The 13,911-nt window shown below is 37.9% G+C and carries 12 protein-coding genes; 5 read left to right on the top strand and 7 right to left on the bottom strand.

Annotated elements, in window-relative coordinates; translation table 11 throughout:
- Window positions 1-6 precede the first annotated feature (6 nt).
- The 3 genes from P767_RS0111575 (at window position 7) to P767_RS0111565 (ending at window position 2,599) form a co-directional block, all read left to right on the top strand.
- Window positions 7-1,113, top strand: coding sequence for an acyltransferase family protein (locus tag P767_RS0111575; RefSeq protein WP_037351779.1), 1,107 nt, complete (start codon window positions 7-9; stop codon window positions 1,111-1,113).
- Between the two features lie 68 nt (window positions 1,114-1,181).
- Window positions 1,182-1,814, top strand: a complete 633-nt coding sequence (locus P767_RS0111570; protein WP_026764628.1) for a response regulator — start codon at window positions 1,182-1,184, stop codon at window positions 1,812-1,814.
- A gap of 8 nt (window positions 1,815-1,822) precedes the next feature.
- A complete protein-coding gene (locus P767_RS0111565; RefSeq protein WP_026764627.1) occupies window positions 1,823-2,599 on the top strand; it encodes an SDR family oxidoreductase in 777 nt (258 codons plus the stop codon).
- Here the strand turns inward: P767_RS0111565 and P767_RS0111560 are convergent.
- From P767_RS0111560 to P767_RS0111535, 6 genes are all read right to left on the bottom strand, one after another.
- Window positions 2,596-3,462 carry a hypothetical protein gene (locus P767_RS0111560; protein WP_026764626.1) on the bottom strand — a complete coding sequence of 289 codons (867 nt, stop codon included), beginning with the start codon at window positions 3,460-3,462 and terminating at the stop codon, window positions 2,596-2,598. The two genes, P767_RS0111565 and P767_RS0111560, sit on opposite strands and share 4 nt — an antisense overlap.
- A complete protein-coding gene (locus P767_RS0111555) occupies window positions 3,449-4,234 on the bottom strand; it encodes a hypothetical protein (protein WP_157611503.1) in 786 nt (261 codons plus the stop codon). The genes P767_RS0111560 and P767_RS0111555 overlap by 14 nt, the downstream gene beginning before the upstream one ends.
- A 67-nt stretch (window positions 4,235-4,301) precedes the next feature.
- Window positions 4,302-5,093, bottom strand: a complete 792-nt coding sequence (locus P767_RS0111550) for an RHS repeat domain-containing protein (protein WP_157611501.1) — start codon at window positions 5,091-5,093, stop codon at window positions 4,302-4,304.
- Window positions 5,094-5,235: 142 nt separating this feature from the next.
- On the bottom strand, window positions 5,236-6,567 hold the full coding sequence (locus tag P767_RS16920) for an aldehyde dehydrogenase family protein (protein ID WP_051417327.1): 1,332 nt from the start codon (window positions 6,565-6,567) through the stop codon (window positions 5,236-5,238).
- A gap of 14 nt (window positions 6,568-6,581) precedes the next feature.
- Window positions 6,582-7,160, bottom strand: coding sequence for a PhnA domain-containing protein (locus P767_RS0111540; protein ID WP_026764623.1), 579 nt, complete (start codon window positions 7,158-7,160; stop codon window positions 6,582-6,584).
- A gap of 69 nt (window positions 7,161-7,229) precedes the next feature.
- Entirely contained in the window at window positions 7,230-7,652 is a 423-nt protein-coding gene (locus P767_RS0111535) for a hypothetical protein (protein ID WP_026764622.1), read from the bottom strand.
- A 47-nt stretch (window positions 7,653-7,699) separates the two neighbouring features.
- Here P767_RS0111535 and P767_RS0111530 point away from each other — a divergent pair, with 47 nt between their 5' ends.
- Complete coding sequence (locus P767_RS0111530; protein WP_026764621.1) at window positions 7,700-10,846, top strand: WD40/YVTN/BNR-like repeat-containing protein; 3,147 nt, start codon at window positions 7,700-7,702, stop codon at window positions 10,844-10,846.
- A 49-nt stretch (window positions 10,847-10,895) separates the two neighbouring features.
- Window positions 10,896-11,831, top strand: coding sequence for an alpha/beta fold hydrolase (locus tag P767_RS0111525; RefSeq protein WP_026764620.1), 936 nt, complete (start codon window positions 10,896-10,898; stop codon window positions 11,829-11,831).
- 161 nt (window positions 11,832-11,992) lie between these two features.
- Here P767_RS0111525 and P767_RS0111520 read toward each other — a convergent pair whose 3' ends face one another.
- The gene (locus P767_RS0111520; RefSeq protein WP_026764619.1) at window positions 11,993-13,840 is read right to left on the bottom strand and encodes a PAS domain S-box protein; all 1,848 of its coding nucleotides are present in this window, start codon (window positions 13,838-13,840) and stop codon (window positions 11,993-11,995) included.
- Between the last annotated feature and the right edge of the window lie 71 nt (window positions 13,841-13,911).

Genomic DNA, 13,911 nt, shown 5'->3' with positions numbered 1-13,911 from the left:
ATTTATATGAACAGAATACTAAGTCAGAAATTTCGATTCTTTACTTTTATCAGTATTTGTTTGCTTGGATATGTACATGGTTATAATTTAAATATAACCTATCTAGCACCTTACAGCACTATAGATGAACCACTTAGTTTTACAACATTTTCAGAGTTTTTAATTGCCAACGGCCTCCTTCGATTCAGAATTCCCATTCTCTTTGTTATATCTGGTTATTTATTTGCCTATTATGATAACCGATCTTACACTGATTCTATTAAGAAAAGATTCAAAACATTAATCATACCCTATTTACTCTGGAGTGCCATTGCACTGTTATTTACTTTTCTGTTACAACTGAACAGCTATACAGCCAATATTGTAAAAGAGGCAGGTATAGATCAGTTCGGAGACAACCGGCCTTATCTTGAAATAGGTTGGAAGGGTTTGATAGGCAGGTGGATTCTGGCTCCCATCGCTTACCAACTCTGGTTTATACTGGCTTTGTTTGTTTACAACCTGATGTACCCATTTATTCTGTATTGCATTCGCAAAGTACCCATAATTTGGATGTGTTTTTCATTACTCATCTGGTTGGTATCTTTTCAGATATTCATATTCGACGGGCAGGGCTTATTTTTCTTTAGTGTAGGAATTTGGGCACAGAAAAAAGGATTGTTTCTAGAAAAAAGACCAGAATGGTTAAGCACGGGCATCTTCCTGATTCTTTTTATAGGGTTATGTATTATTAAAACCTTTATGGCATTTGAACTTGAACCCAATACAGGAACTACTTTTTTTACTTTAATGCTTTTGCATAGGGCCTCTGTTATATGTGGAATGATTGCCATTTGGTATGGAATTGATCCTATTATTAAGAAAACAGTTCAGCAGAAATGGTTTCTGCAGATCAGCAATTATTCCTTTTTCATATTTGCCTTACATGTACCCTTATTGCCCTATTTAATGAAAATGGTAATTCTGGCAACAGAGGGCATTTGGATGAACAGACTTTTGAGTTACCTATTTGTTCCTTTACTGGTAATACTGTTTTGTGTGATGGTAGGGAGTTTAGTTAAGAAGTATTTTCTTCGAGCCTATCTATTATTAACCGGAGGAAGAGGATACTAAAAGAATACATATTTATGTGATTGAAAAAACTATCATCAATCAGTAGTTTTAACGTATAAATTGCCCCAATGATTAAAGTACTTATTTACGAAGACAACCCTCAGTTAAGAGAAGGATTAACGATGTTAATTGATGGCAGTGAGGGTTTTTCAGTAGTTGCAGCTTATAAAAATTGTAATAATGCAGTGGATGAAGTTGCAGCATTTAAACCTGACGTAATATTAATGGACATTGATATGCCGGGCATTAATGGTATTGAAGGATTAAAGAATATCAGAGAAACCAATGATCAAGTAAAAATTTTAATGTTAACCGTGTTTGATGATAATAAGAATGTTTTTGAATCCATCAAAAACGGTGCAAATGGATATATTCTCAAAAAAACAGCACCTGCCAGACTACTCGAATACATAGCAGAAGCTGCTAGTGGCGGGGCGCCTATGAGTGCGAATATTGCTACGCAGGTATTAAAGATGTTCTCTTCTATGAATAATAGTAAAGGAGAAGATTATAACCTTAGTGACCGAGAAAAGCAGGTATTACAATTCCTAGTAAATGGTTACAGCTATAAAATGATTGCTGCAGAAATGATTATTGCAATAGACACCGTTAGAAGTCATATCAAAAAGATTTATGAAAAGTTGCATGTAAACAGCAAAAGCGAGGCCGTAGCTAAAGCATTTAAAGACAAAATTGTCTAAATTGTTGCATGAATTTAGGAATCAGTAATCAATTATTTATCATTGGGGGCGCCAGCTCAGGTTTTGGTAAAGCCATTAGTTTAGCATTGGTAAATGAAGGGGCAAAAGTAATTGCAGTAGCCAGAGGTGAAGAAAAGTTGAGAGAACTTCAACAACAGGCTCCCAATCAGATAGAAATACTGCCGGGAGACTTATCAGAAGAAACAACACTTTATAAGTTACTTGACCAAATAGAAAATAGAACCATCCACGGTATGGTAGTTAATGCAGGAGGACCTCCTGCAAAAATGGTATTGGAAACCAGTTTGGAAGACTGGGATCAGGCATATAAGCAGATTCTTCGATGGAAAGTAGCTTTATCGCAGGCCATCATTCCTAAAATGATGGATGCAGGATATGGCAGAATAGTATATATAGAAAGTGTTTCTGTAAAACAACCCGTAGAAAATCTGGTTTTAAGTACTTCGTTAAGATTAGCCGTAGTAGGAATGGTAAAAACCCTTTCGCAGGAAATTGCTCAATCAGGTGTTACACTGAATATACTGGGACCAGGATCACATAATACGCCTGCTATTAACAGACTGTATATAAAGAAATCAGAACAAACAGGAATGAGTTTTGAAGAAGCAAAAAAAGCAGGTATTGCGCAGATACCTGTTGGAAAACTGGGAGAGGCAGGAGACTTTGCAAGCTTAGCAGTTTGGTTACTAAGCCCGCAAAGTAAATTTATAACAGGTCAAACAATTACTGTGGATGGTGGTGCTGTAAAAGGAATTATGGGCTAGGCACCTAGCTCCTGTTGCATAAGCAAGGCCGCAGCAGCATTGGCAAACAAAAACTTTTCATCGGGCATTACTTCTTTTGTAAAATAAACAGCTCCCTTATTTAACAATGAAACAGCAGCCAGTGGTTGGCCTTCTCTAGTTAAAAAAGCAAACCCATACGCTCCCATCGGCATATTGAAAATCTTTCCCTTTGTATTCACCATACTACTAATAGGTACTATCTGATAATATAGATTATTAAATTTAGCCAGATAGCCTATATAGTTTTTAGCAGGCTGCTGCGAAGTATAGTTGTCGTGTATCATCTGCCATGGCTGTTCTTCTCCATTCATATACAATTGAACATAATATATAGAGCTAGACGGCTTTTTTGCCTGCTGTAAAATATCAAGTGCAATATTAAAAAAACTGTTTTCGTTTTTGCCAACCTGAATTTCACGTGCATTAAAGTTGGATACTGCAAACACATCGGATTTGTTTCCCTGGTTATCAGCAATTCCAAACCGAAGGGTTTGCTTCTTTTTAATATAGCTTAACGAAATAATATTGGCATACTCAGGAGTGCCCGGCATACCAGTTCCTAATCCGTAGGTAGAGGGGCCGCCACGGGTCCAAGATCTTTTTACATAATGCGTTGCATAATTTCCAAAGCTTAGTTTTTCTTTGGTAAAAGCAATGCCTCTGCCTTTTACCTCAAAAGCTTCTTTATCATTCCAGGATTCGCCTTCCAAATGCAGATTTACTGTTGAACAGCTAAAAGAAAATAAAATCAAAACAAAAAAAACATGTATCCTTTTCATTTTATATAAATCAAGTTTTGGGCGCTTGTTTTGTAGCGGAGAAATTGTATTAATAGTATTCATAGGTATAAATTAAATCAGGAGAAGCGCCTATTAATTTTTTAGTTCTGGTAGCAATATATCCATCACTGTTGTAGGTATATGAGAAATGAATTTCATTGTTTACCAGGTTATTGGCATCATACGTTATTTGCTTGCCGGGGTTATTTTTCATCATAGTAACCCCTTTAATGAAAATATTACCATAGGCCCTGGATTCTGTATTTACAGATTGATCATAATCGCTGAAAATAGTTTGCTCTACCAACATAAACTGAGGGCTGGTGACCAGCCTTGAATAAGCTTTCTGTATTACCAGATTTCCTTTGGCATCATAACTGTACTCATACTTTAGTGCATCAGGAGCATCTGGACCACTTTGTTTAATCAGCTCTAATACAGAAACCAATTGATTCTTAGCATTGAATGTAGGAAACAAAGTGCTAATCCATTTTCCATTAACAGCTGTTGTACGAATAGAATCCAGTTTACCTGAACTATAATAATATTGTTGAATACCAGCAGGGCTTACTTGCTTTGTTAATAGATTATTTTCATACACTATCTCTTTTGTCAACTTGCTCACAGTTCTATCCACCAGATTGTTTATGAACTGAACAGTATAACCTGTTAATTCTCTATTAGCGTTGTATTCAAAAGATTGGTACTCGATAGGGTCTGTATAAATTTTTTTCAGCAGCTTTACTGTAGGTTCTTGTGGTGTAGGTAATGGTTGTGGGCTTTTTCTACAACTTATGAATAAAATTGCAGCGCTTAATAATATAAATGATTTCACTGTTAAGTTTTGAAGCAAAGAAAATATACCCATGCGATTTGAACAATCACATGAGTATGTGATTCAATTAATAATATTCAAAGAAAGAAACTTCCGGATTAGGACTGCCAACAGTAAGAATTGACTTTTTAGTAATATAACCGGCAGCATCATACTCAAACGAAACAGTCATATCAGATTCTAATACATTATTATGATTGTATACTTTTACCTTACGAGGATTGTTTCTTAGCAGCGTTATACTAGGAAAATAAAAGTCAACATAGTTGAATGATTCAGGGTTAGGCTTATTATCAAAATCCGAGAAAACAGTTTTTTCTTGAAATACATAGTCGCTGTTTCTGGTAACTTTTAAGGAGTAACTATTTTCAATCAAATTGCCATCGGCATTGTAAGTAAAAGTTCGCATCATTCCCACTGGCATTAAAGGAAAAAGACCAGAGAAATGGGTGGTTACAGAAATCAGCTTGCCTTGCGCATTGTATTGAGGATAATCGGTACTGATAAGTTTATTGTTCTCTGTATAATTCTTAATAGAATCAACGCTCCCGTTGGTATAAAAGAATTCCATAGAACCCGTTTCGTGTTGAATTTTAGAAAGTTGATTTCCTTGATACGTAAAAATGGACTCATCGGTTGCAACAGTATTATTGAGATAATCATCAATATACTGACTCGTTAATTTAATCAGTTGCTTATTGGTGTTATATGTAAACATCTCAAATTCACGATCGCTGGTTGATATTTTTTTGAGCATTTTTTGCTCTAAGCCTGGAACGGGTGTAGGCTGATCCTGTTTTTTACATGAAAAAAGTAGCAGAGATAATAACGCTACAAAAAATACATTCATTGATTTCATTAGAAAAAATTTTTAGATCACAAAGAACCTTGAAACCATTTTCTCATAAAATCACATATTAATGTGAATAGCAATTCTTTAACAATTCAGCCACCCTATACCAGAAGTCAATATTTTTAACGAAGAAGTAAAAATCTTTAAATTAAAAATGGAAGTATTTCTTTTTAACGAATCGACTAAAATTTTCTGGACCAATTCTTAAACCCCCTACTCCACTCCAGTTAAAACTAACGCTGTCGCCATAATGCAGAATGGCTTTTAGTGCAGCTTCGTTTATGCTAACTGAACCTGCATTAATTCTTTGAGCAACTGCTAGTGCTTCTTCTTCAGTGCCAGCAAAAACAGCTGCACCCAAAGCATATGCTGACGAATTCACCATTTCAATCATTTCATCTAGCTGATCATAAGCCATCACTGGCATAATGGGTCCGAATGTTTCTTGTTGCATCACCAGCATATTTTGCGTAACATTCACCAGGACAGTTGGTTTACAATAATAACCGCCATTAATCTGTTCACACTTTCTACTTCCTGTAAGCAAAGTAGCACCCGAGGCAAACGCATCTTCCAGGTGCGTATTGATGGTTAATACCTGCTTTTCAAAAATAATAGGGCCAATTTCTCCTTTTAGCAAATGTGTGTCCGCCAATTGTAATGCTTTTGATTTGGCTACCAGTAAATCAACCAATGCATCATGCACAGAAGCATGCACATAAATTCTTTCAAAACTCAAGCAACTTTGTCCCGCATTGGTTGTACTTCCTTTAACAATAGCGGTAGCAGCCATTTCAAGATTGGCAGAGGATAAAACAATAGCAGGATCCTTTGCTCCTAGATTAAATAAAACAGGAGTCATTTTTTTACTGGCGGCTTGTAACACTTTTCTTGCAGAAGCCATAGATCCAGTAAAACAGATTAAGCTAGAGGTATCTGCAATGATGGCTCCTGCTGCTGGGGTACCTGGTGTAATGCATAAAATTTCATTTAAGCCTGGCACTAGGTCAATGGTTTCTTTTAATACCATCACATGGCGGGGTGTAACTTCACTCGGTTTTACCATCACTGCGGCGCCAGATAATAAAGCAGGCAAGGTATCTATCATAGATAAAACCAAGGGGAAATTCCAAGGACTCAGTACCGTAACAATTGGGTAAGGAATCCATTCATTGTGCTGATCATAAAAGTTCTTTGCAACCAAACACCACTTATCCATGGAATTAATTACCCATTCTACTTCTGCAGTGGTTTCCCAGCTTCTGCCAGTGTCTTCAGCCAGGGCGCCCGCCAGCAATTCCTTCCTAGAAATCAACACCTGTTTCCATTCTTGAATCACCGCAATTCTATTCGCAATTCCTGAACGATACCAGGCAATTTGATTTGCAGAAAGTTTTCTTGCTGTGCTACGAATGGTTTCAGGACTACACTCCTGAAATTCAAAATCGTATTCGCCAGTTCGGGGATTTCTTACTCGCATATTCGCATATAAAGTTATGCTTTGCGAATGTATTTTGTAAGTATAACAATCATTTGACCTTCAATCTTTCCTTCTATTTGTTCGGTATTATCGGGAACCAGGCGAATATTTTTTACAACAGTGCCCATTTTTGCATTGAGGCTGGTACCTTTTACATCTAGTGATTTGGTAAGTACCACACTATCACCAGCAAACAATTGTTGCCCATTGCAATCTACGTGTAAGTCTACTGAACTGTCGTTATCATGATCACCAGTGGCTTTTGCCCAGGCCATGGTTTCCTCGTCCAGGTACATCATATCCAATAATTCAGCCGCCCAGGCTTCTTCTCTTAATCTATTCAACATTCTCCAGGAAACCACCTGAATACCAGGAACTTCGCTCCACATAGCAGTGCTAAGACAATTCCAATGAGCATGATCCAGGGGTTCTTTTTTATCAATCTGCTGCAAACATTTCTGACAAATCATGATACAGTTGTTCTCTGTGGTTCTATCCACTGGAACAACTTCGTATAAAGAAAGGGGAGATTCTGCAGAACAGAGTTCACACTTGTTTTGGCTTCTTTCTAAAATGTTTTGGGCAACTTTCATAAAAGGAAATTATTTAAAGTGCCGAAGGTAGGTTTTTTGACAAGCAAGTTTTATGACATTTGTCATGTACTATGGAACAAGTAGTTTGTAAAATTTCTCAATCTCTGTTTTTTCCAAAGGCGACATTAGCTCATTGCGATTGAATTTTTCAAAGAGAAATACCACCCTTTTGTGCGCTGGATATTTTTGAAGTATGGCTTGCATTTTAGCTCCCAACTCTTCGTCTTTCGCAAATAAAGGTTTTCCAGCTGTTGCTGGATCCTTAGCACGCGTGTGCATTTTATGTATAGTTGCCTCTAAAGTGGCCAACCAATTAACTGGCATATCAGGCACTTTGCTTGCTTTGGCCAATAACCCTTCTAATTGTTTTTTGCTCAAGCTTCCTCGTTCTTCGTACTGGTGCATCAAACTCATTACAAATAACGCATCCGGATTATACTTATAACAGGCATCCAGTACCTTATCAATGATATCTAATTTTCCCTTTGACACAATTCAAAGATACAAATGAGTTATCTTTCTGTATAAAATTCAACCATATGCACAAACTGCTTTTAGGACTGCTCCTTATATCCGGTGCAGACTATGCGCTTGCCCAGAACAGCAAGGAAGCTACTACAGAAAACATCGATGCTTATTTTAAACCAGTAAAATGGCGAAGCATCGGACCATTCAGAGGTGGGCGATCCAATACCGGAACGGGTGTTAAAGGAGATATTCATACCTATTATATGGGTACTACCGGAGGGGGGTTATGGAAAACATCCGACCGTGGAATCACATGGAATAATATTTCAGATGGGCAATTCAAAACAGGATCAGTTGGAGCTATTGCAGTATCAGAAAGCAATACCAATATAGTGTATGTGGGCATGGGAGAACATGCCATTAGAGGGGTGATGTCTCATCACGGTGACGGAATGTATAAAAGTACCGATGCGGGTAAGACTTGGAAAAAAATTGGGTTAGACTTAACGCAACATATTGCCCGCGTAATAATTGACCCGAGCAATCCAGACATTGTTTATGTAGCGGCTCAAGGAGCATTGTATAGCAGCTCTACAGAAAGAGGCATTTACAAAACAACAGACGGAGGCATTAGCTGGAAAAAGATTTTATATATCAACGAAAAAACCGGTGCTGCGGAATTATCCATGGATGCTAAAAACCCCAATATTTTGTATGCTGCTATGTGGGAGCATGGAAGATTGCCCTGGAAAGTAATCAGTGGCGGGCCTGGAAGCGGATTATACAAATCAACAGATGGAGGAAATAGCTGGGACAAATTAACTGGCGGACTACCTAAGGAAATGGGAAAGATGGCGATTGCAGTAAGCCCTGCCAATTCAGAAAAAGTGTATGCATTAATTGAAAGCGATTTCGAAAAAAATGCAGGCGGGCTCTATGTTTCGAACAATGCAGGCAAAAGTTTTTCTCAGGTATCAGCAGAGCATAAAATTATTCAGCGTGCCTGGTATTATATTGAAGTATTTCCTGATCCAAACAATGAAAACACAGTATATGTGTTAAGTGCACCCGCTTTAAAATCGATTGACGGAGGCAAAACCTGGGAGAATATTCAGGGCATGCACGGAGACTATCACAACCTATGGATCAATCCTTCCGATTCAAAAAATTTAGTGATGGCAGACGATGGTGGAGTAACCATCAGTTTTAATGGCGGACAAACTTGGAGCAGTCAGAGCAATATGCCAACAGCACAGATTTATAGAATTAACGTAGACAATTTATTTCCCTACAATATTTATGGTGGTCAGCAAGACAACACTTCTGTAAAAATTGCCAGTAGAACTTTTTCCGGTGGGATTACAAACACCGACTGGTCTGCATCCGCCGGAGGGGAGAGTGCGTTTTTAGCATTTGATCCCAACAACCCAAGGTATGTGCTGGGTGGCTCTTACCAGGGAACCATAGAAGTGCTCGACACAAAGAACAATGCCAGTACCAATATCATGGCAGCACCCATTCAGTATCTGGCCATGGATGCCAAAGACATGAAATATAGATATAACTGGAATGCTCCTATTATTCATAGCAAACATGAACCGGGCACCTATTATCATGCAGCACATGTATTATTAAGAACCAGAGACATGGGAAAAACCTGGGCTGAGGTATCACCCGACCTAACCAGAAATGAAAAAGAAAAACAAGTAAAACCAGGTGTGCCTTTTACGAATGAATCGGTGGGTGCAGAAAACTATGGAACCATCAGTTATGTAATAGAATCTCCTTTAGAGAAAGGAGTATTGTATACTGGAAGCGACGATGGTTTTGTGCATGTAACAAGAGATGGAGGAGCCATCTGGAAAAATATAACGCCTGCTGGCTTGCAGGAGTGTTTAATCAACTCTATAGAAGTATCTCCTTTTGATAAAGCAACGGTTTATATTGCTACCACCCGTTATAAATTCAATGACCATACCCCTGGTTTATACAAGAGTACAGACTATGGAAAAACATGGACCAATATTAGTAATGGCATACCCGCAGGTTCTTTTACACGTGTAGTTAGAGAAGACGACAAAAGAAAAGATCTGTTGTATGCAGGTACAGAAAACGGTGTGTATATTTCTTACAATGGCGGAAAGAACTGGTCATCCTTTCAATTGAATTTACCCAATAGTCCCATCACCGATTTAAGGGTACATCAAGACAATTTAATTGCTGCTACTTCTGGAAGATCATTCTGGATCCTGGACGACTTAACATTGATTCGTCAATACAAAGCATCATTCAATAATTTGTCTTTTTATCAGCCAGCTCCTGTTATTTTAGCAACGGGCAGTTCAGAACTGGATGGAAACAATCCGGACTTTGATGGAACACATCCCACTAGGGGCGTGAATCCTGCAACAGGGATTGTATTGTATTATGAACTGCCGGAGTTAAAGGAAAATGCTGAAGTAAAAATGAGCATCAAAGATGCAGCAGGCAGCATCATCAGAACCTTTAGTTCAAAAGCAGATCCTACTTACAAGCGATACGATGGTGCTCCACCAAGGGATCCACAACTGTCAACACAAAAAGGATTGAATCGTTTCGTATGGAATCTCAGACATGCTACTTTGCCGGGCATTCCGAATACCTATATAGAAAGCAGTTTCCGCGGGCACAAAGCCATACCCGGCAACTACAGCATAACACTGGAAGCGGAAGGAAAATCGGTTACTACCACGGCAACCATTTTAGCCAATCCCAATTATCCGACTACTGCTGAAACTTATCAGGAGTTTGATGCATTCATGAGTGGTATGGAAGCCAATGTAAAAGAAATGCACAACCTGGTAAACGAATTGTACAACAAAAAGCAGCAGTTAGATCAGGTAATTAAAAATCTGCCAAAAGGAGATTTAAAAACAAAGGCCGAAGCCTTATCACAAAAAATGAAAACATGGGACGAAGAAATGATTCAGCGCAAGTCAACAGCCTATGATGATGCTGAAAATTTCCTGAATAAGTTTACCGCTTATTATATGTTCTTAATGAATCATGCAGAGAGCGATATACCTAGTATCAATCAGCCTTCCAAAGATTTATTACAACAATACACTGCTCAATGGTCTTCATTAAAAGCAAGAGGAGAAGCTATTAACAACGAAGACATTCCAGCGCTGAACCAACTCTTGTTTAAAGAGGGCATTGGTGCCATTCGCAGAAATTAATATAGTATCCCATCACTGACCAATATATTTGTAGAACTAAATCATTCACATGAAAAAGTTCCTACAGTATATTGGTTATTTTTTGGGCGCTGTTTTCGGAATTCTATTGTTGCTATTTGTCATTTACTTTCAATCCGATAAAACGATTGAAGATTTAAAACCACTGTATGTAAATAATGAATCTGAATTCATGCCATTGATGGGTATGAATGTGCATTATAGAGATCAGGGCAATCCGAATGATTCCATTCCGTTGGTGCTCATTCATGGAACCAGTTCTTCGCTTCACACTTTTGAAGCCATGCGCAAATTCATTAATCCCAACAGAAGAATCATCACCCTAGACATGCCTGCTTTTGGATTAACAGGCCCTAACTCAGCCAATGAGTATAGTTTTAAGTATTATAGCCAGTTTCTGGACTCCTTTTTAACCAAACTTAATGTGCCAGTTTGTGATATAGGTGGCAATTCCTTAGGAGGTGGTATTGCCTGGCAGTTTGCCACTTATTTTCCCGCTAAAGTAAGGAAACTGATTTTAATAGATGCAACAGGATACCCTGTATTGAACGTAAAAGGATCGCTGGGTTTTAAAATTGCGTCAACTCCTGTCATCAATAATATTATGTTGTTCATCACGCCCAAGGCATTGGTGGAAGCCAGCTTAAAAGGAATTTATCAGGATCCGGGTATTATTAACGATGAACAAATTACCCGTTTTCATGATATGGCTATTGCCAAAGGAAACCGAAAAGCACTTTTAGCCATTTTTAAGAAGGGGCTTGAGCAGGAGCCTGATAAAATTAAAAGCATCCGGAAGCCTACTTTAATTATCTGGGGAGATAAGGATGGATTAATACCGGTACAGAATGCCAGTCTTTTCAACAAGGATATAACCGGAAGCAAGCTGGCGATACTTCAGAATATTGGGCATGTTCCCATGGAGGAAGCACCGGAAGCCACCGCAAAACTGATTAATGAATTTTAAAAACGGGGAAAATTTAGGGATGGGGGCAAAATAAATCGGGGACAAACACACCCCCCGATATGAATGTACCCCGATTTTTGAACTAAATTCTTATGCAATATGCTGAAAAATTTATAATAATTTATACCTAATTGTAGGTATTTCTGGAAAAACAGTCAGAATTATTCAAAATCATCTTGAATTTCTTCAAATGAACTGGTATTACTTACCACATCTTTAATAACAGCATCCAGTTTTTCAGCCGCTTCGTGAATTTGGTGGAGCAGTTTATGCCTTTCTTCAGCAGATACTAAATCACTCTTTATTATCTTACTGATACCTAAAATATCAGATAAAGGACCTCGTACCAAATGAGATTGGGCCCAAGCAATTTCTTTTAATTTCCGATTCTGCTCCCTAAGATTTTGAAGCGTAGCAATACGGGTGGTAATATCTTTTACAACCCCAATGAATTTATATATTCTACCAATATTATCCGCGTAAGAAATTCCATTTACAATAACATGCTTTTGCTTCCCTGATGGCGTTTCAATTTTCACTTGTATAGGACTTGACTCCCCTTCAATGGTAGATACCTTATCCATCCATTTTTGGTATAATTCTCTGTCTTCTACCACAACCAGTTGAGTAAAATAATCTTTGTGTGCAATAATTTCATTCGGCGATAAATCAAGAATCCGGAACATTTCATCGCTCCACAATGCATGTCCCTCCGGCAATTGCACTTCAAAGCTACCTACATGGGCAATTCCTTCTGCCTTAGATAACATTTCCTGAATGGTTAATGCTTTATCCATTGCTGCTTTTTCAACGGTACGATCATGAAAATACGCGGCAGTAAATAAATATTTTCCCACTCTAAAAGGAGCTCCACCTGAAATTCTTACTGGTTTGATTATGCCCTTTTTGGTTATAATATCTGTCTCAACAAAGTGATATTCTTTGTTTTTTACAAACTCTTCAAACTTCGCTTGAACATAAGCGAGCGCTTCTGGAGGATGTAATTTTGTTTGATGTATTCCAACCAACTCAGACTTAGTATAGCCAAATAGTTTACAAGCTTTGTCATTCACATCCACCAGATTACCCGAGCTTGCATCAGCAATTAATATGGCATCTTCCGCACCGTCAAATAAAGCCGCGTAACGAAGGTCAATCATCCTGTTTTCTTCTTCCTGTTCTTTTAACTGGGTAATATCGTTTGTAAATAAGGTAAGCCCTAAAATTTTTCCGTGCTGGTCAATGATGGGGCTATACTTATTTTCATAATAATGTTTCTTTCCGTCTGCAAGTACAATAGAATTATTGGTTACAAAACTCTCTCCATTCAATGCGCGTTCATAATTTTTTCTAGCGAATCCTTTTAACTCTTCTGGCAATACTTCAAACACATCCATCCCAATTGCTACTTCTTTTTTCAAGGCTTTTCTGGCGAAGGAAATATATTCATCAGAAAAACCAAGAAAACGAAAATGTTTGTCAATAGCAACAATAAACAATTCCTTAGGGCTATTCAATACTGCTTTTAAAAAGGCATTGTCTTTAATTACCTGTCGCTTGGTTTTTTCAAACTCCTTCTGCGTAATGGTAAAACTATCTGTAATCTCCTGTGTGCCGGTAATATCCAAATGAGACCCAAGAATCATTCCTGTTAGTTCGCCCTGATCATCTCTCATTGCCCTGGCCCTGCTCAAAATCACCACCCAATGACCCTCTGCATGTTGCATTCTAAATTGTTGCGAGTATTCAATGGTTGGATTTAAAATAAAATCTGCAAAATAACTTTTGGCTTTGGGCAAATCGTCAGGATGCAACCATTTTTCCCATACTTCTTTTATAGAGTACTTATCCCAGTCTTTCACGGTTCCATCCAATCTGCCCAACATACTGAAATAAGATTTATTACAGTAAAGCTCCTGCGTAAGTGCATCGTACTCCCAACCACCCAGCTGAGCTACGTTCAGCAAGGTTTCGTATTTACTTTGGTATAATTCTTTTTGTTGCTGCACAAATAATGATTTCCTCTTAAAAATATCAAAAGCTCCGCTAGAATTGTAAAGAATGAATAACTATTTTAAAT

Origin of the sequence: Sediminibacterium salmoneum NBRC 103935 (assembly GCF_000511175.1) — a bacterium.
GTDB lineage: Bacteria > Bacteroidota > Bacteroidia > Chitinophagales > Chitinophagaceae > Sediminibacterium > Sediminibacterium salmoneum.
Note: the sequence above shows the minus strand (reverse complement) of the source record. Positions and strands in the feature narration are given on the sequence as shown.

Coding starts and splice junctions, on each gene's coding strand:
- P767_RS0111575 (WP_037351779.1), top strand. CDS start 7: ATGAACAGAATACTAAGTCAGAAATTTCGATTCTTTACTTTTATCAGT.
- P767_RS0111570 (WP_026764628.1), top strand. CDS start 1,182: ATGATTAAAGTACTTATTTACGAAGACAACCCTCAGTTAAGAGAAGGA.
- P767_RS0111565 (WP_026764627.1), top strand. CDS start 1,823: ATGAATTTAGGAATCAGTAATCAATTATTTATCATTGGGGGCGCCAGC.
- P767_RS0111560 (WP_026764626.1), bottom strand. CDS start 3,462: ATGAATACTATTAATACAATTTCTCCGCTACAAAACAAGCGCCCAAAA.
- P767_RS0111550 (WP_157611501.1), bottom strand. CDS start 5,093: ATGAAATCAATGAATGTATTTTTTGTAGCGTTATTATCTCTGCTACTT.
- P767_RS16920 (WP_051417327.1), bottom strand. CDS start 6,567: ATGCGAGTAAGAAATCCCCGAACTGGCGAATACGATTTTGAATTTCAG.
- P767_RS0111540 (WP_026764623.1), bottom strand. CDS start 7,160: ATGAAAGTTGCCCAAAACATTTTAGAAAGAAGCCAAAACAAGTGTGAA.
- P767_RS0111530 (WP_026764621.1), top strand. CDS start 7,700: ATGCACAAACTGCTTTTAGGACTGCTCCTTATATCCGGTGCAGACTAT.
- P767_RS0111525 (WP_026764620.1), top strand. CDS start 10,896: ATGAAAAAGTTCCTACAGTATATTGGTTATTTTTTGGGCGCTGTTTTC.